At 66.8% G+C, this 19,402-nt stretch carries 17 protein-coding genes; 9 read left to right on the top strand and 8 right to left on the bottom strand.

Annotated elements, in window-relative coordinates; all coding sequences use genetic code 11:
- Window positions 1–74 precede the first annotated feature (74 nt).
- Window positions 75–383 carry a hypothetical protein gene (locus tag ACQPZ2_RS02830; RefSeq protein WP_433524170.1) on the top strand — a complete coding sequence of 103 codons (309 nt, stop codon included), beginning with the start codon at window positions 75–77 and terminating at the stop codon, window positions 381–383.
- 4 nt (window positions 384–387) lie between these two features.
- The gene (locus tag ACQPZ2_RS02825; protein WP_433524169.1) at window positions 388–795 is read left to right on the top strand and encodes a YjbQ family protein; all 408 of its coding nucleotides are present in this window, start codon (window positions 388–390) and stop codon (window positions 793–795) included.
- Here the strand turns inward: ACQPZ2_RS02825 and ACQPZ2_RS02820 are convergent.
- Window positions 792–3,446 carry a helix-turn-helix transcriptional regulator gene (locus ACQPZ2_RS02820; protein ID WP_433524168.1) on the bottom strand — a complete coding sequence of 885 codons (2,655 nt, stop codon included), beginning with the start codon at window positions 3,444–3,446 and terminating at the stop codon, window positions 792–794. The genes ACQPZ2_RS02825 and ACQPZ2_RS02820 overlap by 4 nt on opposite strands.
- Window positions 3,447–3,605: 159 nt before the next feature.
- Between ACQPZ2_RS02820 and ACQPZ2_RS02815 the strand changes: the two genes are divergently transcribed.
- A complete protein-coding gene (locus ACQPZ2_RS02815; protein ID WP_433524167.1) occupies window positions 3,606–4,205 on the top strand; it encodes a dihydrofolate reductase family protein in 600 nt (199 codons plus the stop codon).
- Window positions 4,206–4,251: 46 nt separating this feature from the next.
- Here the strand turns inward: ACQPZ2_RS02815 and ACQPZ2_RS02810 are convergent, their stop codons facing one another.
- Complete coding sequence (locus ACQPZ2_RS02810) at window positions 4,252–4,824, bottom strand: dihydrofolate reductase family protein (protein WP_433524166.1); 573 nt, start codon at window positions 4,822–4,824, stop codon at window positions 4,252–4,254.
- Window positions 4,825–4,857: 33 nt separating this feature from the next.
- Complete coding sequence (locus ACQPZ2_RS02805; protein ID WP_433524165.1) at window positions 4,858–5,433, bottom strand: dihydrofolate reductase family protein; 576 nt, start codon at window positions 5,431–5,433, stop codon at window positions 4,858–4,860.
- A gap of 58 nt (window positions 5,434–5,491) precedes the next feature.
- On the opposite strand from ACQPZ2_RS02805, the gene ACQPZ2_RS02800 reads away from it, so the two are divergent.
- The 4 genes from ACQPZ2_RS02800 (at window position 5,492) to ACQPZ2_RS02785 (ending at window position 8,343) form a co-directional block, all read left to right on the top strand.
- Window positions 5,492–6,082: a TetR/AcrR family transcriptional regulator gene (locus ACQPZ2_RS02800; protein ID WP_433524164.1), complete on the top strand. Its 591-nt coding sequence runs from the start codon at window positions 5,492–5,494 to the stop codon at window positions 6,080–6,082.
- A gap of 60 nt (window positions 6,083–6,142) precedes the next feature.
- Window positions 6,143–6,331: a DUF1918 domain-containing protein gene (locus ACQPZ2_RS02795; RefSeq protein ID WP_040686020.1), complete on the top strand. Its 189-nt coding sequence runs from the start codon at window positions 6,143–6,145 to the stop codon at window positions 6,329–6,331.
- Between the two features lie 303 nt (window positions 6,332–6,634).
- Window positions 6,635–7,093 carry an SRPBCC family protein gene (locus ACQPZ2_RS02790; protein ID WP_433524163.1) on the top strand — a complete coding sequence of 153 codons (459 nt, stop codon included), beginning with the start codon at window positions 6,635–6,637 and terminating at the stop codon, window positions 7,091–7,093.
- Window positions 7,094–7,131: 38 nt separating this feature from the next.
- Window positions 7,132–8,343 (top strand): low temperature requirement protein A, encoded by a 1,212-nt coding sequence (locus ACQPZ2_RS02785; protein ID WP_433524162.1) that lies wholly within the window; start codon window positions 7,132–7,134, stop codon window positions 8,341–8,343.
- On the opposite strand, the gene ACQPZ2_RS02780 is transcribed toward ACQPZ2_RS02785, so the two are convergent.
- The 4 genes from ACQPZ2_RS02780 to ACQPZ2_RS02765 form a co-directional block, all read right to left on the bottom strand.
- On the bottom strand, window positions 8,321–9,169 hold the full coding sequence (locus tag ACQPZ2_RS02780) for an ion transporter (protein WP_433524161.1): 849 nt from the start codon (window positions 9,167–9,169) through the stop codon (window positions 8,321–8,323). The genes ACQPZ2_RS02785 and ACQPZ2_RS02780 overlap by 23 nt on opposite strands.
- 57 nt (window positions 9,170–9,226) lie before the next feature.
- On the bottom strand, window positions 9,227–10,849 hold the full coding sequence (locus ACQPZ2_RS02775) for a GMC oxidoreductase (protein WP_433524160.1): 1,623 nt from the start codon (window positions 10,847–10,849) through the stop codon (window positions 9,227–9,229).
- A gap of 120 nt (window positions 10,850–10,969) precedes the next feature.
- Entirely contained in the window at window positions 10,970–12,547 is a 1,578-nt protein-coding gene (locus tag ACQPZ2_RS02770; protein WP_433524159.1) for an alpha/beta hydrolase, read from the bottom strand.
- Between the two features lie 120 nt (window positions 12,548–12,667).
- Window positions 12,668–13,435 carry a sulfite exporter TauE/SafE family protein gene (locus tag ACQPZ2_RS02765; protein WP_433524158.1) on the bottom strand — a complete coding sequence of 256 codons (768 nt, stop codon included), beginning with the start codon at window positions 13,433–13,435 and terminating at the stop codon, window positions 12,668–12,670.
- 230 nt (window positions 13,436–13,665) lie between these two features.
- Between ACQPZ2_RS02765 and leuA the strand changes: the two genes are divergently transcribed.
- Window positions 13,666–15,459 (top strand): 2-isopropylmalate synthase, encoded by a 1,794-nt coding sequence (gene leuA / locus ACQPZ2_RS02760; protein WP_433524157.1) that lies wholly within the window; start codon window positions 13,666–13,668, stop codon window positions 15,457–15,459.
- Window positions 15,460–15,782: 323 nt separating this feature from the next.
- Window positions 15,783–17,432 (top strand): AAA family ATPase, encoded by a 1,650-nt coding sequence (locus ACQPZ2_RS02755; RefSeq protein ID WP_433524156.1) that lies wholly within the window; start codon window positions 15,783–15,785, stop codon window positions 17,430–17,432.
- 490 nt (window positions 17,433–17,922) lie between these two features.
- Here ACQPZ2_RS02755 and ACQPZ2_RS02750 read toward each other — a convergent pair whose 3' ends face one another.
- Window positions 17,923–18,819 (bottom strand): LysR family transcriptional regulator, encoded by an 897-nt coding sequence (locus tag ACQPZ2_RS02750; RefSeq protein ID WP_433527298.1) that lies wholly within the window; start codon window positions 18,817–18,819, stop codon window positions 17,923–17,925.
- Window positions 18,820–19,402 lie beyond the last annotated feature (583 nt).

The raw sequence follows: 19,402 nt of genomic DNA, 5'->3' as shown, positions 1-19,402 counted from the left end.
TTCTCGCAATGGCCGGGATCGAGCGCCATGGGGGTGATCGAGGTGCGCTACGCCGATAAGCGGGAGAAGACGCGATGAGCACACTCGAATGGCCCGGAACCCCCGAGGAGATGGACGCCGTCGCTACGCGTCTGGAGTACACCGACGAAGAGGTCGAGCTGCCGCCGAAACCCGGCCCCGACGGGGTGATGGTGTCGCGATCATTGAAGATGCCGAGCGAGTTGGACCAGCGCATCAAGGACGCGGCCACCGATCGCGGCATCACGCAGTCCATGTTGATGCGCCAACTGCTCGAGACCGGCCTCGCCGCGATCGAGCATGACCACCCGATCTCGCTCACCGACGCCATCCGAGCCCTCGCAAGTCTCCGCAAAGCAGCTTGAGCCCATGAAAAGCACGGTGATCGAGGTGACCACGGGACGATCCGAGGTCGTGTACGACATCACTGCACAGTGCGCGTCGTTCGCGCGCGAGGCGGGCGAGGACGGGCTGCTGCACATCTTCGTGCCGCATGCCACGGCCGGGATCGCGATCATGGAACTCGGCGCGCGCAGCGATGACGATCTGCTCGCCGCATTGCGCGACCTGCTGCCCGCCGACGATCGCTGGCGGCATGCCCATGGCTCCCGCGGACACGGCCGCTCCCACGTCATGCCCGCGCTGATCCCACCCTTCGCCACCGTGCCCGTCATCGGCGGCGCACTGACCCTGGGCACCTGGCAATCAATCGCGATGGTCGACCTCAATGTCGACAACCCGGACCGCCAAGTGCGCCTGTCATTTCTGCGCGGCTAATCACTGGGCGCGAGCCGGGCGAGTTCGGTGCGATTGGCGATCCCGAGCTTGGCGTATACGTGGGCCAGATGCGTTTTCACGGTGCCGCGGCCGATGAACAAACGCGCGGCGATCTCCGGATTGGTCAGGCCGGAGACGGCGAGTTCGACCACGGAACGCTCTGTTGGCGTGAGGCTTTCCCAGCCGGAATCGGGGCGGTTGCGTCTGCCACGGGCCCGGGAGATGTAGTCGATCGCCGCCCGCAACGACATGATGCGGCCGCGCTCGAGGTATTCCAGCAGCCGCGTTTCGTCGGGGATATCAACGCGGACAACAGATCCGGCGTCGGCACGAGCCCGTTCGGCCGCGCCGAACAGCAAGCCCGCCGTCTCGAACGACGCACGTCGCAGCGCCACAGCCGCGAGAGCCGTCAGGCTATCGGCGCAGGCGAGCACCAGGCCGTGTTCGTCTCGAATTCGCAAGGCCTCGTGGTGCATTCGCATTTCCTGCTCGGTATCCGGAGCCAGTAATGCCCGCTGCTCCAGCACAGCGGCATGCACGGACGGCAGGGCCGTGGTGAGCGGTGTGGCCGACAACCGGTCCAGCAGATCGGCCGAATCCGCTGCCGCTCCCGATTCCCGCAACGCACGAGCGAGTACCAGCCGCGTCCACGGGGTCAGTTGATCGTCGGAAGGCCGCTCCTGCCAACGACCTTCGTGACGGCACCAGGCAGCGGCCTCGGCGGGCCGTCCGGCATCGAGTTCGAGTAAGGCGTGCGCCCGCTCCCAACCGGGGACGAATGGCGGTGTCTCCGCCCCCTCGACGAGCCGATCGATCGGCGCGAGCGCCGCGCCCGCCGACCCGGACCTGCCTGCCCACAGCAGGATTTCGGCGAGCGCGGTGCGGGCCAATGCAATGCGATGGAAGTCGCCCAGGGGTGCCGCGGTGGTCACGGCCTGTTCGGCGAGTTCGATGGCGTGGGCCAGTGCTCCGGATTGCGCGGTCGCCAGTGCGAGCCAGCCGAGTGCGGACGAGGCGATGGCGCGGTCGCCACGCCGGAGCAGTCCCGTTACGGCGGGCTCGAGCTGTTCGATCGCGTCGCGGTGTTCGTCGCGCAGTAGGTGAACCAGGCCGATCAGTGCCTGGGTGGCATCGGTGACGAAGCCGTCGCCGGCCCGTTGCGCGTCTGCGCGCACCGCCCATGCTTCGGTGCGCGTGCGCTCCAGATCGAATCCGATGGTGCCGATGGCGATGAGTGTGCGGGCCAGCAGGCCGACATCCGCCAGGCCGAGCTGTTCGGCTAGTTTCGCTGCGGCGCATGCCTTTTCATAACCAATCGGCCCGGGTAGCGCGGTGTCGGCAACGAGCGCCTGGGCCAGCAGCACGCGCGCCTGGGCCTCGTCGCGGGTGCCATTCCCTTGCGCCGCCGCATGTTCCAGTAGCCGAACGCCGTCGGCGGCATGCGTGCCCAGATGCCACAGCCACGCCACCGCGGCCGCTAATCTACGGCCCGCTGTGGCATTGGGCTCGGCCCGATCCAAACCCCATTCGATGGCGGCACGGACATTCGGATATTCGACGGTGAGCAGCGCGCGCCACTCGTCCTTATCCGAATCCAATAGCGGCGCAGCACTTTCCACCAGCGCAAGCATCAGCTCCAGATGCAGATCGCGCAGCGCCACGGTCTCCTGCGCCTCGTCGAGCCGCAGCAGCGCGTAATCGCGCACCACACCGAGCATTCGGTAGCGGGCGACCAGTCCCGTCGTATCCGCCGACACCAGAGATTTGGCGATCAAACCACGCAATGCCCGCAGATAACGCTGGACCGGAACGTCCAGCCGTTCGGCCAAACCGGAAATCGCCTGCGCGGCGAATCCGGGCTCGAAAACACCGAGGCGCCGGAATAATTCGCGCTCATCCCGGTCCAGCAGGTCGTGGCTCCAGCGCATCGATGCGGTCAGCGTCGCCTGCCGGAAGGGGGCGCGTCCGGTGTCGTCATCGAGGAATGCGAACGGATCCCGCAGCGAATCCGCCAACTGCGCCAACGAAAGAGTGCCCGCCCAGCCTGCGGCGAGTTCGAGGGCCAGCGGCAGCCGATCCAGCCGGTCGCAGACCCGGCGCGCCGCCGCCAGCGCGTCCGGGCCGAGTTTCGCGGTTCCTGCGCGGTCCGAGAAGAGATCCAGTGCATCGGCCAGGTTGAGTGCCGACAGGCGATGCACCTTTTCACCGAGTAGGTCGAGCGGCACCCGGCTGGTGGCGAGCACACCGACGCTCGGGCAGCGCGCCAGGATGGCCGACACGATCCCCGCTACCGGTTCGCGCAGGTGCTCACAGTTGTCGACCACCAGCAGGATGCTGCGCGCGGTCAGTTCCCGAGTCAGCGTGTGCACAGGGTCGGCGGCCAGCGGTACGCCGAGGGCCGATGCGATGGCTCGGGTGACGCCGTCGGCGTCGCGTTCGTCCTCCAAGCCGATCCAGCGAATGCCGTCGGGCCAGGAATCGGCGAGCGCAGCGCAGGAGCGCAGGGCCAACCGGGTCTTACCGCAGCCACCCGGGCCGACCAGGGAGAGCACCCGTCCGGGCGCGACCGCCGAGGTGAGCGTGGCCAGTTCCTCGGCGCGGCCGACAAACGACGACAGCTCGGGCGGAAACTGCTGGTCGGAGTCGATCATCGCGCCTCGGAGTCTGCCACGACCGCCCGCGGCCGACCACCGGGTATCTGCCACCTGCCCGCGCGAATATCGGCCAGCTGGCAGATGTTCGGGGGTGGCCGCGCCGGAAGTATTCATTGCAGCGGCGCACGGGGCGCCACCGAAACAAAGGAACTGATCATGACCGAGACCAGCACCCGACGCGTCATCGCCAATATCTCGCTGTCGCTCGACGGCCGGACCAACGGCAGCGGTGGCGACTACGACATGAGCTGGATCGTGCCGCACGCCGTGAGCGACGCCTCCCGCGATCAGATGGTCAAGCTGACCACCACCGCGACCACGGCCCTGCTCGGCCGCAAGAACTATGAGGGCTTCGGCGGCTACTGGCCGACCGTCGCCGCCGACGAGAACGCCGAGCCCCGCGACAGGGCCTTCGCTGCCTGGCTCGATGCGGTGGACAAGGTGGTCTTCTCACACTCCCTGACCGAGACGCCCTGGCCGAACTCCCGCATCGCCGAGGCCGATCCGGCCGCGACGGTCGAGCGGCTGCGCGCCGAATCCGGCGGCGACATCGTGGTACTGGCCTCCGGCAGCGTGATCAACAACCTGCTGGCGGCGGGTGAACTGGATCGGCTGATCATCACGCTGTGCCCCGAACTCGTCGGCGGTGGCGCACGACTGTTCGAGGACGGCGTGCCCGCAACCAACTGGTCGCTCACCGATCTGTCCACCACGGATTCCGGCGCGATCGTTCTGGTCTATGACAAGGTCGCATGAGGGTGCCCGGCGCCGTGGCGGCACACTGCCGCCACGGCCCGGGGCATCAGGCTCTGGTGAGCCAGGTGACCTGCGCACCGCTGCCGAATTCGGTGCGTTCGATGGGTGTGAACAAGGTGGGGTCGAATTCGCCCGCGAAGGCCTGGGTTCCGGTTCCGGCCACCACTGGATAACTCTTGATGACGAGCGCATCGATCTCGCCGAGTAGCTGTGCGGCGAGCTTGCCGCCACCCGCCAGCCAGATATCCAGGCCGTCCTCCTGTTTCAGGCGACGCACCAGGCCGACCGGATCGCCATCGACCAGTTCGACATCCGGGTCATCGATCCGGCCGAGGGAACCCGACACGATGTACTGGCGCATGTGCGCATATGGGCTGGTCACGCCGATCGCCTGGGCCGGAGCATAGGTGCCTCGACCCATGACCAAGGTGTCGAACTTCTGATTCGGCGCATCCACCGCCAGCCCGATATGCGGGCGCACATGGGTCGGCAGGGTCTCCGGATACTCCGCTTTGATCCAGTCCCACATGTCGTCCACCGGATAGAAGCTGATGTCGTCGCCGGGCCCCGCGATATAGCCGTCGAGGGACATGCCGACGTAGTAGACGAGTTTTCGCATATGAATACCTCTTTCGTGGTGCGTGCTGGATCGTCAGGCCCGGGAGAACCAGCTGACCTGGGCGCCGTTGCCGAACTCGCGGCGCTCGGTCGGCCTGAACAGGGTCGGGTTGAACGCACCCGAGAAGGCGGATATGCCGCCGCCCGCGACGACCGGATAGCTCTTGACGATCATCTCGTCGAGTTCGTCGAGCAGCGCCCCGGCCAGCTTGCCGCCGCCGCACAGCCAGATATCGCCGCCCGCTTCGGCTTTCAACCGTCGCACCAGCCGGACCGGATCGCCCGCGACCACCTCGACCTGCGGATCATCGATCGGGCCGAGGGTGCTCGAAATGACGTACTGCCGCATATGCGCGTACGGACTGGTGCCCCCCTCGGACAGCGCGGGCTCATAGCTCGCGCGGCCCATCAGCACGGTGTCGAACCGCTTACTCGGTTCGTCCACCGCCATCCCGACGTGTGCCCGCACCTGACTCGGCACGAAGTCCGGATACTGCCCCGTGATCCAGGTCGCCATCTCGGCGTCCAGCGGATAGAAGTCGAACTCCCCTGCCGGACCGGCGATATAGCCGTCGAGCGAGACGGCCACGTAGTAGACGAGTTTTCGCATATCAATACCGCCCGATCCGTTGTACTCTAACTGAAGTGGTTTGAAGGTAGTACTACAGATGGAGTGGTGTCAAGTGCGGACGAATCCGGAGCGGCGGCAAGCGCTGCTCGATGCGGCGATCGAGGTGTTGGCGAAGGAGGGGGCGCGCGGGCTCACCTTTCGAGCGGTGGACAAGGAGGCCGGGGTGCCCGCGGGTACGGCGTCGAACTACTTCGCCAATCGTGACGACCTGTTGACCCAGGTGGGCGGGCGGTTCTACGAACGGTTGACGCCGAGCGCGGCGACCATGGCCGACCTCGCGACGGGCCCGAAGACGCGAGCGCATATCACCGAGCTGATGCGCGAGACGGTCAGTCGCATCGAGGCCTTCCGCACCGGCTACCTGGCCATGCTCGAGCTGCGCCTGGAGGCGACGCGGCGACCGGAGTTGCGGGCGGTCATGACCGAGGCGGTGCGCGCGGATCTCGATTTCAATGTGCGCAACCACCTCGAAGCCGAACTGCCCGGCGACGAAAACTCGGTGATTCTGCTGTATCTGGCGCTGAATTGGCTGATCGTGGACCGGCTGACGCTACCGGGAATCTTCACCGAGGCGCAGAGCCAGGAGCTGATCGAGGCCGCGGTCGATCGACTCGTCGGCAACGAGTGAAACGCCGCGTAGTACGGGGAACCCTTGTGACGCGCGTCACCGTCATTCGATAATGGGGCGATGATGGCGAATGTCGGAGACCGGCTCCTCGTACACGGCCACGTTGTGGGACAGAGCGATCGCCACGGCGAAATCGTCGAAGTCCGCGGGCCTCAGGGCGCACCGCCGTATGTGGTGCGATTCGATGACGGGCACGAATCGCTCGTCTACCCAGGCCCGGACGCGATCATCGAACCAACGCCGCACTGAGCCGCCGCACCCCACGGGCCCGCTCGCCGCGGGCCCGTTACCTCCTGCGCGGCCGAAGATGCGAATACCTTGCGCACGATCGACTTACGCCCCGTCAGCTCCTACGGCAAGTCCACTGGACCGGCGATATCGCGATTCGTTCGAAAATACTGAACCGTAACTTGTTCTCGCCGTACATAATCGACCGTGATCCCCCCGAGATATGCGGCCGATGTGGCTTCGGGCACTGCCCGCTCAGTTGACTTGCGAATGTGTCGCTGGGCACAATTTGCCGATGTAGTTGGGCGGGGGCGGAGGTATGGAATGCGTACAAAGACCGATATCCGTTTCGTCGTCGACGCCGATCCCGAGCAGGTAATGGATGCACTGGCCGCGGTCGAGATGCTCCCGGAGTGGTCGACCTCCTACAGCGACGCCCGGGTCGCGAGCCGCGACGACAACCTGCGACCGCGCCGGGTATTCGTCAAAGCGGAGCTGATGGGCGGCTCGGATCTGCAGGTCCTGGAGTACGAATGGACCGAGACCCGCTCGTCCTGGGAGGTCGCCGACAGCACCCGAGGGGTGAAGGGCGGCGGCTGGTTCGAGGTCACCGAGGGCGAGCAGGGCACCGACGTCTGGTACCACGTCGAGCTCTACATCCCGATCCCCGTTCCGGGCATGCTGGTGAGCCGGACCATGCGTCGCTCGAACGAGGCGGTCGTGCAGAACTTCATCGAGTTCGCTGAGGGCTTCACCGAGAACGAGAACTATCAGGCCGTATAGGAACGCACCTGTCGCATTCGGATGCGACGATGTGAACCATGATCGGTTCCAAACGGGCACGCCTGCTGCCAACGGCCGAGGATGCGTCGGTAACTCAGCTCGAGTTGTTCTTCGACCTGGTGCTCGTCTTCGCGTTCACTATGGTCACCGGCCTGGTCGCACACGACACCAGCGCCAAGAACATGCTGCGGGCGGTGCTGGTACTCGCGGTCATGTGGTGGCTGTGGATCGCCTACTCCTGGCTGGGCAATGTGGTGCGGGCGGACGAGGGCATCGCGCGGGTCGCCATGTTCGTCGCAATGGGTGGCGGATTTCTGGCGGCGCTCACTATTCCGGAGGCCTTCGACGATGCGCCCGGCGGCTGGTTCGGCCCGCTGGTCTTCGCGATCGCGTATCTGATTGTGCGCCTGGTGCATCTGGCCATGTTCGTGCTGGCCAGCGCCGAGGATTCGCAACTGCGCAACCAGGTGCTGCGCTGGAGTCTCGGTTCCATCACCATTGGAACCACCCTGCTCGTCATCGCCGCCATGACACATGGGACAACGCAGATCGTGCTGTGGATCGCGGCGATCGTCGGCGATATGGGGTGGACCCTGCTGGCGGGCGAGGACTGGCGGCTGAACTCGGCGAGCCATTTCTCCGAACGCTACGGGCTGATCGTCATTGTGGCGCTGGGTGAATCGATCGTCTCGATCGGCATCGGGGTTGCCGGACTGCCCATTTCGTGGCCGATCGCGGTCGGATCCCTGCTCGGCCTCGCGGTTTCGGGTCTGCTGTGGTGGGCGTACTTCGATGTGGCGGCGCTGTCGGTGGAGCACGAGTTGCAGCACGCCGAGGGCGAGCGGCAGATCAAGATCGCCCGAAACTCCTACACCTTCTGGCATTTCCCGATGATCGCCGGAATCATCGGTCTCTCGCTCGGACTGAAGAAGGTGCTCTACTACGTCGGCGACGAATCGGCGCACAGCCTGAAGGACGCGCTGTCCGGGATACCGCTGTTCGCGCTGTACGGCGGTGTGGTGCTGTATCTGATCGCATTGGTCGGGTTCAAGCAGTACGCGACCGGGAACGTCACGGTGCCGCGCCTGGTGGCCGCCGGACTGCTGCTCGCGCTGACTCCGGCGGCCTGCGCGCTGCCCGCGCTGGCGTCACTGGGGCTGCTGTGCGGTGTGCTGGTGCTGCTGATCGTCTGGGAGACAATGCGTTACGCGGCGCCGCGCGACGAGATCAGGCACGCGGCACACGGCTGAGGTGGTAACGCACGGTCTGTCCGTGCGGCGTCGGGCCGTAATTGGACGGCGCGACGCGCACCCCGGCGTGCACGGCGTCTCGGATCTGATCCACGTTCTCGCGGATCATGTCCGAGACCAGCTCGTCCGTGCGTGGATCCGCCAGCACCTGGAAGACGATCCGGAATGTGGTGTCGGCGACGAGCCGGATGATCTCGTCGTGGAACGGGATGTAGCGGACCCGACCGGCCTGCGGATCGTTCTTGATGAGTTCGAGGATCATCTCGTCCATTTCGGCGCGGTTCTCCTCCAGCGCCGCCGCGATATTGCGGGTGTAGTGGCCCGTGCGCAGCACCTGCGCGACCTCGTCCATAATGGCGATGGTCATGGGGCGCTTGATGACATCGACGATGGTCGTCACGAACCGGTTCACCACCGCGGCGGTGACGCGATCGCCGAGGGCCCGATCGGCGACCCGGCCGAGCCGGACCGCGATCACCACGATCCGCAGTAACCGGAACCCGCGGAAGAACGGGCTGGTCACCGGGATCATGCCGAGCACTTCGTACCAATAGACGAATGGGAACGTCCACGGCCAGCCCGCGCGGCGCCAGCGCCAGAGGAATTCGGCGGCGAATATCGCGCAGACCGAGTAGTCGAGCACCACGATCACGCGGTAGGTGTGCGCGGAGACCTCGAAGAAGCTGACCCAGGTGACCAGCACGACCGAGACGATCGCCAGCGCCAGCATCACCAGGTCCGACCACAGCGCGGGCGGCTTGTGTGGAAAATCCAGCTTCGGTCCGTCGTCGAGGCCGGGCGTGGTCGGCCTGGTCGGTGTTGCCACGTGAGGATCCCTTCGACGCCGAACGGTCCCGCCGACAGTAATACGCGCCGCGCCGGGCTACTTCCCAGCGCGGATGATCGCCTCGATATTGCGTTCGGCCAGTGCGGTAATGGTGAGCGAGGGGTTGACCGTGCCGGTGCTGCCCGGGATGGCCGCACCGTCCATCACGTACAGGCCCGGATGACCGTGCACGCGACCGTTGCCGTCGGTGGCCCGCCCGAGCACCGCACCACCCAGTGGGTGCGCGGTGAACAGCGCGTTCGCGTCGTAACCGAGTGCGCCGTATTCGACGAGGGCATTGGAGCGTTCGGCGATCCGATGATCGACCGCGCGGGCGGCGGCCACGATATCGTCGCGGTTCCCGGTCGACCAGGACAGTCCGACCGTATTGCGGGCACGGTCGTAGCCGAAGCGCGCGCGAGCCGGATCGAGCACCATGCCCAATGAGGCGAGCGCGCCGGTCTCGAACGGAATGCCGGGGATGTACCAATTTTCGAGCGTGAGCGGCACCGCGGATTCGTCGAGGATCCGGCTCGCGCTCGGCACGCCCTGACCGAAACCGGCCAGCTGGCTGGCGCCGCGAGCCAGCACCACATCGCCGTTGGTGCCCCAGCCGTCGCCGATGTGCTCGTTGAGGTTCGGCAGTGCGCCGGTGGCCTGGGCCCGCACCAGCAGCTCCGAGGTACCGACCGAACCCGCGCCGAGGAACAGGCGGTCACAGGTGATGGTGCGGGCGCCGATCACGTCGCCGGTCGGCGAAAGTTTTGTCACGGTCACCGAATAGCGGCCGCCGGATTCCTGCGCGATGGCGTCGACGCGGTGCCCCGGATAGATTGCGGACTTTCCGGTGTCCTCGGCGTAGCGCAGGTAGTTCTGGTTCAGGTCGAACTTCGCGCCGTTGGAGTTGCCGAGATTACTGCGCGCTACCGTCGCGGAAGGCCTTGTGGTACCGGCGATTTCGCCGCGCAGCACATCCCAGTTGAAGATCGAGTCATTGGCGACCGGCTCATAGCCCGCCCTGCGCACCTGCTCGTCCCAGGCCCGGGAATGCGCGAATGGTGAAGCGGCGTACAGGTCCGCCGGAATAGGGCTGAGCCGCAACATCTCCCGCACGCGCGGGTAATAGACGCGCTCCATTTCGCCGTAATCGACGGTGCCGCCGAAGACGTGGTCGAAGAAGCGGCGCTCGGGCGCGACCATCGCACCGGAGAAGATGACCGAGCCGCCGCCGACCGCCGCCGCCCGCCACACATCGATGCCCGGGTACTGGGTGCAATCGAGCACCCCGCCGAAGTTGGCGAAATGCGTCGGCACCTTGGTGACGCCGGTGAAGTTGGTGCGATGCCAGAAGCCGCGGCCGTCGGGCAGATCGTCACCGGTGAAGATCTCGCGCCACGGATCGTTCGGCCAGCGCGAACCGCGCTCCAGCACGGTATTGGCGATGCCGGCCTCGGCCAAGCGCAGTGCGGTGACCGAAGCGCCGAAGCCGGAGCCGATGACGATCGCGGGCGAATGCTCGGGCGGATCGGGAAGTGGCGCAAAGATTTCCGGTACCCACATGCGGAAAAGGTTGTCCCACATCGGATCTGCGGCATCGGCTGTCGCCCTGCCAAGTACGGTTCCCGCGACACCCAGCATCGCGGCCGCACCGGCTGCCTTGAAAAAGGCACGTCTGTGCACCCCGGCCACCTCCCTCATCACGCATGGCCGAGCGCAGACTACCGGGATTCGGGAGTCCTGAACAGTGGTGGTGGCAGGAATGCGGGCGATCTTGGTCGAGCGGTTTCCGGTACTGGCGTTTCAGTCGGCGAACGGGGCCTCGTCCGGCTTGCAGGTAGCGCCGGGCGCGGGGAGTTGCAGGTCCACGAGGTAGTGCTCCTGGAGCCTGCCCGCGCAGTCGCTCACCACCAGGTGCCCGTAACCACCCTCGACGATCACCAGCCTGGCATTGACCAACTCCTGCTGCGCCCGGCGGGCGGCCGTCAACGGGGTGACCGGATCGAAGCGGTTGTTGAACAGCAGAGCGGGCTTATCCGAACGCAGAATCCACGGACCGGTGATGCGCTGCGGATACCCCCCGGCCGATGCGGGCCAGGCACCGCAAGCCTGTCGCAGGTACAACCACATGGCACCGTAATGCGGTGCGAAACTGGCGAGTTCGGCTGCCATGGCGGGCCATTGCTCGGATTCGCGGCCAAAGCTGTTGTCCGCGCATGTGATCGCGGTGAAGGAGTCGAGGAAATCCTCGGTGAACCCACCCACGTCCAGAATCTGTTGTACGACATCGGGATTGCCCGCCGGGCCGCGCTCCAGTTCGGTGAGCAGTTCGGCCAGCGCGGGCCAGCCCTCCTTGATGTCGTAAAGCATGGTGGCGTGTGCGGGCAGCACCTCGGTGAGCGTTACCGCACGGGTGCGCTCACCCTGGCCGACCACGATGGGGCCCTGGCGCAGGCGGTCCAGAACGGCGTCGTTGCGGACGCGCAATGCGGCGGCATCGGTTTTGGTCGGCCCCGCGAACACGCAGCGCGGTTGTCCCGCTTCGGCACACAGCCGCAGGAACTCCGCGAGCACCTCCTCGGTGCCCGCCGCGGAGTCGGCGATCTGGGCGCGCGAATCGTTGGTGTAGGCGTCCGGGTCGATCATCGAGCCGAGTTGCAGCGCGCGGACCCGGTCGCCGAACAACGCGCCGTAGACCTCGCCCAGATAGCTCGCGTAGGAACCGCCCGTGTAAGTCATGGTCGCCTCGCCGACCGCGCGGCGCAGCAGATCCAGATCACGCGCGGCATCGACGGTGGTGAGGTGCGCCAGCAGCTCCGGGCTGTGCGCGGCGCAACCGGCGGCCAGTTCGCGGGCATTGCGCGCGGCGGCGGCCTCCTGTTCGGCATTCGCAGGCGGGAGCAATATGCCGGACCAGAACCGGTGCTGCTCTTCGGAATTCGCGAAACAGCGCACCTGACCGCTGCGGCCGATGCCGCGCTGATCGAAGGTGATCACATCGAATCGGCGGGCGACCTCACCGGCTGACAACTCACCGTGACTCGCCCATTTGAAGCCCGAACCGCCGGGTCCGCCGACCGCGCTGAACAGGGTGCCGATGCGACGGTCCTTATCGGCGGCCGGCTGTTTGACGACGGCCAGCGACAGCGTCGCACCATTGGGCTGCGCGTAGTCGATCGGGACCGCGGCCGTCGCGCACTGATACTTGCTCAACTCCGTTTCTGGGCACTGCGCCCAATCGAGTTTCGGAGTCGGCGCCGCATCGGCCTGCGCGACCAGTTCGGCGACCTGCGTAACCGCGGCACTGTGCCGAGAGCACGAAACCAATGACGGCACCAATACGGCCGCCAGTGCCAACCCGACGATCTTCCACCCGCGCATAACGATCATCCTGCGTTGCGGACCCGACCGCCGTCGTCCTCCTTTGGGACCAATCCCGCTGCGCGACAAGTGCGACCGCACTAGGGGTTTCGCATCTCGAGTGCCACGTACATCCTTCGTCTACGTCATCAGCAGTCGGACGACGGCAATGCTGCCCACCACGACGATCACCGCGCGCAATGCGGTGGGCGGCATCCGCCTGCCCATCTTCGCGCCGAGCTGACCGCCGATGATCGAACCGACCGCGATCAGCGCGGCGACCCGCCAGTCGACATCGGCGATCAGGGTGAACACCACCGCGGAGACCGCGTTCACCAGCAGACCGAGCACATTCTTGACCCCGTTGAGCCGCTGGATGTCCTCGTGCACGAACACCCCGAGCAACCCGATCAACAACACACCCTGGGCCGCGCCGAAATAGCCGCCGTAGATGCCGCACAGAAATATCGCGACGTACAGGACCAGGCCACCGTGTTCCGGCGCCGGACCCGCATCGGCCGCGCGGCGCTCCTTCACCCAGCGCGCCAACCGCGGCTGGACCACGACCAGGATCAGGGCCGCGATGATCAGCACCGGCACGATCGCCTTGAAGGCCGCGGCGGGCAGAATGAGCAGCAGGATCGCGCCGGTGGTGCCGCCGAGCAGGGACGCGCTGCCCAGCCGGACCAACCTGGCCCGCTGGCCCTCGAGTTCGCGCCGATAGCCGTACGCCCCGCTGACGCCACCGGGGACCAGACCGATGGTGTTCGACACGTTCGCCGTGACCGGCGGAATCCCGAAGGCGAGCAGCGCCGGGAAGGTGATCAGGGTGCCCGAGCCCACAATCGTGTTGATGCCGCCCGCCGCGATGCCCGCGCCGAAGACCGCCAGTTGTTCCAGCCAAGTCATGTGAAGTACCTCCAGCCGGTCGGAACGCTAATCGTTACGTCGGATGACCGGACGATGGGGACCGGGCTTTCGGCAGTGCGCCGGGGCACGGTAAACTCGCCGACATCATGCAGCGGGCACTTCTTCTCGGCCGCCGCGACGGGGTCTGATCGGACTGGCCTCCCGTCGCGGGGTTCTGCCGCGCCGGTCGACCCGATAACTGGGATCCACCACACCCTGGAGAAAATCGCATGTCCCCCGCTGACGCCTTTGTATCCGGCTCGCGCACCATTACGGCACCGAGCAAGCCCGCCCCTGCCGACCAGCCCGCCTGGAACCGGCAGAAGAACTCCTCCATGCCGACCTTCCGCTACCGGCCCTTCGCGGAGGAGGTCGAGCCGATCACACTGCCCGACCGCACCTGGCCGGACAAGATCATCGACCGCGCCCCCGGCTGGTGCGCCGTCGACCTGCGCGACGGCAACCAGGCCCTGATCGACCCGATGAGCCCGGCCCGCAAGCGCCGCATGTTCGACCTGCTGGTGCGGATGGGTTACAAGGAGATCGAGGTCGGCTTCCCGTCGGCCAGCCAGACCGATTTCGACTTCGTCCGCGAGATCATCGAGGACGGGGCGATTCCCGACGACGTCACCATCCAGGTGCTGACCCAGTGTCGCGCCGAACTGATCGAGCGCACCTTCGAGGCGTGCGCCGGTGCGGCCAATGTGATCGTCCACTTCTACAACTCGACCTCGGTCCTGCAGCGGCGTGTGGTGTTCCGCGCGGACCAGGCGGCGGTGAAGAAGATCGCGACCGATGCCGCGACGCTGTGCCTGGAGGTCGAGAAGCGCTACCCGGACACCAACTGGCGCTACGAGTACAGCCCGGAGTCCTACACCGGCACCGAACTGTCCTACGCCAAGGACGTGTGCGACGCCGTCACCGAGATCATCGCGCCCACCCCCGACAAGCCGATGATCATCAACCTGCCCGCGACCGTCGAGATGGCGACCCCCAATGTGTACGCCGATTCGATCGAGTGGATGAGCCGCAACCTGGCCCGCCGCGATTCGATCGTGCTGTCGCTGCATCCGCACAACGACCGGGGCACCGCGGTGGCCGCCGCCGAACTGGGCTACCAGGCCGGTGCGGATCGCATCGAGGGCTGCCTGTTCGGCAACGGTGAGCGCACCGGCAATGTCTGCCTGGTGACGCTGGGGATGAATCTGTTCTCCCGCGGGGTGGATTCGCAGATCAACTTCTCCGATATCGACGAGATCCGCCGGACCGTCGAATACTGCAACCAGCTGCCGGTGCACGAACGCCACCCCTACGGCGGCGACCTGGTCTACACCGCGTTCTCCGGTTCGCATCAGGACGCGATCAACAAGGGCCTGGACGCGATGAAGGCCGCGGCCGACGCTGCCGAATCCGATGTCGACGACATCGTCTGGGAGGTGCCGTACCTGCCGATCGACCCGAAGGATGTGGGCCGCACCTACGAGGCCGTCATCCGGGTCAACTCGCAGTCCGGCAAGGGCGGCGTCGCCTACATCATGAAGACCGATCACGGGCTGGTGCTGCCGCGCCGGCTGCAGATCGAGTTCTCCCAGGCGATCCAGAAGATCACCGACGGTGAGGGCGGCGAGGTTTCACCCAAGGAGATGTGGGATGTCTTCGCCGACGAATACCTGAGCCCGATCCGGCCGCTGGAGCGGATGCGCCAGAAGGTCACCGCATCGGAGACCGACGGCGGCGTGGACTCGATCACCGCGGTGGTCAAGGTCGACGGCGTCGAGCAGGAAGTCACCGGCGCGGGCAATGGACCGCTCGCCGCATTCGTCGACGCGATCGCGACGGTCGGATTCGATGTGCGAGTGCTGGATTACTCCGAGCACGCGATGTCCGCGGGTGACGACGCGCAGGCCGCGGCGTATGTGGAGTGCGCGATCGGCGACAAGGTGGTGTGGGGTGTCGGCATCGCCACCTCGATTACCACCGCGTCGCTGCGGGCAGTGGTGTCGGCGGTGAACCGGGCGCACTGAGCCGCTCGAGTCGATCCGGGTACTTCGGCTCAGGCCGGAGAGTACGGTGGGAATCGGGCGCCCAGCGGTGACATTTTTGTTGCCGACCCGGGCGCCCGGCTCTCGATCTTGCTGTTGGACAGCGTTTTCGAGTTACGGCTGGTCGCCGTGCTTCACGCGGCGCGGCGGCCGTGTATACCACGGCGCGGGGCCGAGTACCCCGTGCTAGCGTTGATTCGCACTTCAAGCGCCGAGCTCTCTGCTCGAATTCCCGAGCAGATGGGGGAACTGTGACAACTAACGACCACAACCCGACTTCTCCGCCCTGGCTGCAGAGTCATTCGGTGGACACGGCCGAGGTCACCACCGACTCCTCGGCGCCGGACGAAACATCCGAATCCGTACCCGTCGACGCGGAGCCAGCGACCGACGAGCACGAGACCGCCGAGGTCACCGAACAGCCCGATGAGTCCGAACAGTCGGAGCCGGGACAGTTCACCGGATATCCAGGCGGCCCAACGGATCAGAACAGCTACCCGCAGGCCGGAGTTCCGCAGCAGCAGTACGGACCGTCCGATGGGTTCGCGCCGCCCGGAACGCCGTACAGCACAGGTCAATTCGCGCAGCCGTATCAGCCGGGTCCCGGCCAGAGCGGTAACCATCCGGTGCAGCCCGAGCCGTCCTATGGCGAATATCGCCAGGAGATCGGGCCCGATGGACTGGTCCGGCGGGTCCCGGTGGAAAGCCAGGCCGAGCCGCCCATTTACAGCTGGGCGCCGCCACCGCCGGTGCAGCAGCCACCGATGTATCAGCAACCGCCCATGGGGCAACAGCCCCCGATGGGGCAGCCGCCCATGGGTCAGCAACCGCTGCCGTATGCCGAACAGGGGCCGGGCACCGGTCTGATGCCGTATGGCGAGCAAGGGCCGGGCACCGGGATGGTGCCGTATACCGAACAGGGACCGCCGCCGGGATGGCAAGGCGGCCCGCCGAATACGCAGCAGCCGTTCCAGCCGCAGCATGTGCCGCAGCCGGGTCAGCCGGGACATTCGGTCAATGACCTGAATCTGCTCAAGCGGGCGCGCAAAGCGCCGCGCGGTGGTTGGCGGCGCGCGGTGCACAAGGCCTCCGGCGGCATGATCAATCCGGGCGAGTCTGCGGCCGATGTCGTCTACCGCGATCTCATCGATCGGGTGAATCAGCCGGTGCGCGGGGACTATCGCATCGCGATCCTCTCGCTCAAAGGTGGCGTGGGCAAGACCACGACCACGGTCGGGCTCGGATCGACGTTCTCCTCGGTGCGCGGCGACCGGGTCATCGCGATCGATGCCAATCCCGACCTCGGCACGCTGGCGCATCGGGTGCCGCGGCAGACCCGCTCCACCGTGCGCAATCTGCTCGAGGATCACCACATCACCAGGTACTCCGATGTCCGGGCGCATACGTCCCAGGCACCGAGCCGACTGGAAGTGCTTGCCAGCGAACAGGATCCGGCGGTTTCCGAGGCCTTCAGCGAGGCCGATTACCGCCAGGCCATCGGCATCCTGCAGTCGTTCTACAACATCATCCTCACCGACTGCGGCACCGGTCTGATGCATTCGGCCATGGCCGGTGTGCTCGATATGGCCAGCTCGCTGGTGCTCGTGACCTCACCCGCCATCGACGGCGCCCGCAGCGCCTCGGCCACCCTGGACTGGCTGGACCACCACGGCTACGGCAAGTTGGTCGAGCGAACGGTGGTGGTGGTCAACGCATCTCGCCGCGGCGCCTCCACCGTCGACCTGGACCAGCTACGCAAACTGTTCCTCGACCGCACCCGCGCGGTCCAGGTGGTGCCCTTCGACGACCACCTCGCCGAGGGCGCGGAGATCGATCTGGAACTGGTGAGCAAGCCGACCCGGCGTGCCCTCCTGGAACTGGCCGCCATGGTCGCCGACGATTTCGGCTACATCGGCACCCAGCAGTACCGGCCCGGTCCGCCCCGGCACCACTAGCTTTCGAAACCCTTGCGGCCCCGAGCACTTGTCGGGGCCGCATCCGGGTCCGAAATCTGCTGCCGTACCCCGGAATTCAGCTGCCGCACAGCGGCTGGAACCCTCGCACAAGTTGCAGCCTATGCGACAGCACCACACGCTATGCGCCAACGGATTCCACCGCGCGGGCACGACAGTCGCCAGCCCCGTGATCAGCGGACCTCCCCGAAGTCCGGCTGGCGCACAGGTAGTGAGCACGGCACATAGGGGTGCGGCCTCTGCGAGTCTGAAACCTGCCACCCCGTCCACGGCGCACAGGATGCACGCCCGTGCGACAGCACCACACGCTATGCGCCAACGGATTCCACCGCGGGGGCACGACAGTCGCCAGCCCCGTGATCAGCGGACCTCCCCGAAGTCCGGCTGGCGCACAGGTAGTGAGCACGGCGCATACGGTGCAGCCTCTGCGAGGTGGTGATCGGGTGTGCGACAGCAGGCTGCCCGGGGTGGGCTATTCGGCGGCGATTTCGGCGGCGGCGGTGTGGAAGGCCTGCATGACGGTGGCTATGGCGGGGCGGGTGGCGGCGTGGGGGCGGGTGGCGAGTTCGTACAGGCGGGCGGCACGCACGCCGGACAGGCGTAGTACGGCGAGGTTCGGGTGCACGACGGCCCAGCGGGGCATGAGGGCGACGCCGTAGTTCGCGGCCACGAGGGTTTCGATGACGCGGAAGTCGTTGAGGCGCTGGGCAATACGGGGTTGGACGCCGGTCATGGTCGCGATTGAGCGCAGCACGTCGTCGACCGGGAAGCCGCCGCGGACGCTGAGCCAGGTCTCCTCGGCGAGTTCGGCCGGGGTCACCTCGGAGCGGGTCGCGAGCGGATGGGTCGGTGCGACAACGACATCGGTGGGTTCGCGCATGATGACCGTGGTGCTGACGCGAGGGCCCGCTATACCGGGCGAGCGCTCGTCGCGGTGGGTGAGGACGATGTCGTAGTCGGCGAGCAGCCGCGGCACTTCACTCGGCGGCAGGTCCTCGTCGCGGGCGACGACCTCGACACCGCTGTCGGCCAACGCGGGCAGCACGCGCGGCAGTAGCAGCGCCGCACCGGACGGGAACAGCGCGACTCGAACCCGCCCACGCGCGGACCCGCGATAGTGCGCCATCTCGGCCACCGCACGGTCCATCGCGGCAAGCACCTCGTCAGCGCGCACGACAAGCGCCTGCCCCGCATCGGTCAGCCGAACCCGCCGCCCATCGGGCTCGAGCAACGCGACGCCAGCCTCCTTGGCGAGCACCTTGAGCTGCTGCGATACCGCCGAAGGCGTCATCGAAAGCGCCTCGGCCACAGCGGCGATCGTCCCACGATCCGCGAATTCCCGCAGCACCCGCAATCGCTCGACCGCCATCGGCGGCCCGACCCGTACGTTTTCAGCCGCCTGCGACATGCGCCGCTCCTATAGCCGACAGCGAACCTGCGATCCCTGGCATCCCCGCACCACCCGATCGAGCAGCCGCAGCATGCGCCAACACTGCCAACGAACGCGACGCCGCGACCTGAGCCGTAGCCGTCGGCGACCCCGCGGCATACGCCGCTCCTGCGCCCGATAGCGAACCTGCGAACCCTGGCATCCCCGCACCACCCGAAAGCGCACCCACGGCATGCGCCAACACTGCCAACGAACACGCCGCTGCGACCTGAGCCGTAGCCGTCGTCGGCGTCGGCGTCGGCGTCGGCGTCGGCGTCGGCGTCGGCGTCGGCGTCGGCGTCGGCGCGGCATACGCCGCTCCTGCGCCCGGTAGTGAGACTGCGATCCCTGGCATTCCTGCGCAGCCCGATCGCGCGGCCGCAGCTTGTTCCGATATTGCAGCCAGGGGCGAGGCTGCGATCTCGGTCGCAAGTGCTGACACCGACGCCGCGACAGCGCCGAGCTCGCCGGTGTTGCCGACCGATCGCGCGGAGTCGGGAGTCAGAGAGGGATGACTGCCGGA

It is taken from the genome of Nocardia pseudovaccinii, assembly GCF_050942345.1.
GTDB classification, from domain to species: domain Bacteria; phylum Actinomycetota; class Actinomycetes; order Mycobacteriales; family Mycobacteriaceae; genus Nocardia; species Nocardia pseudovaccinii.
Note: the sequence above shows the minus strand (reverse complement) of the source record. Positions and strands in the feature narration are given on the sequence as shown.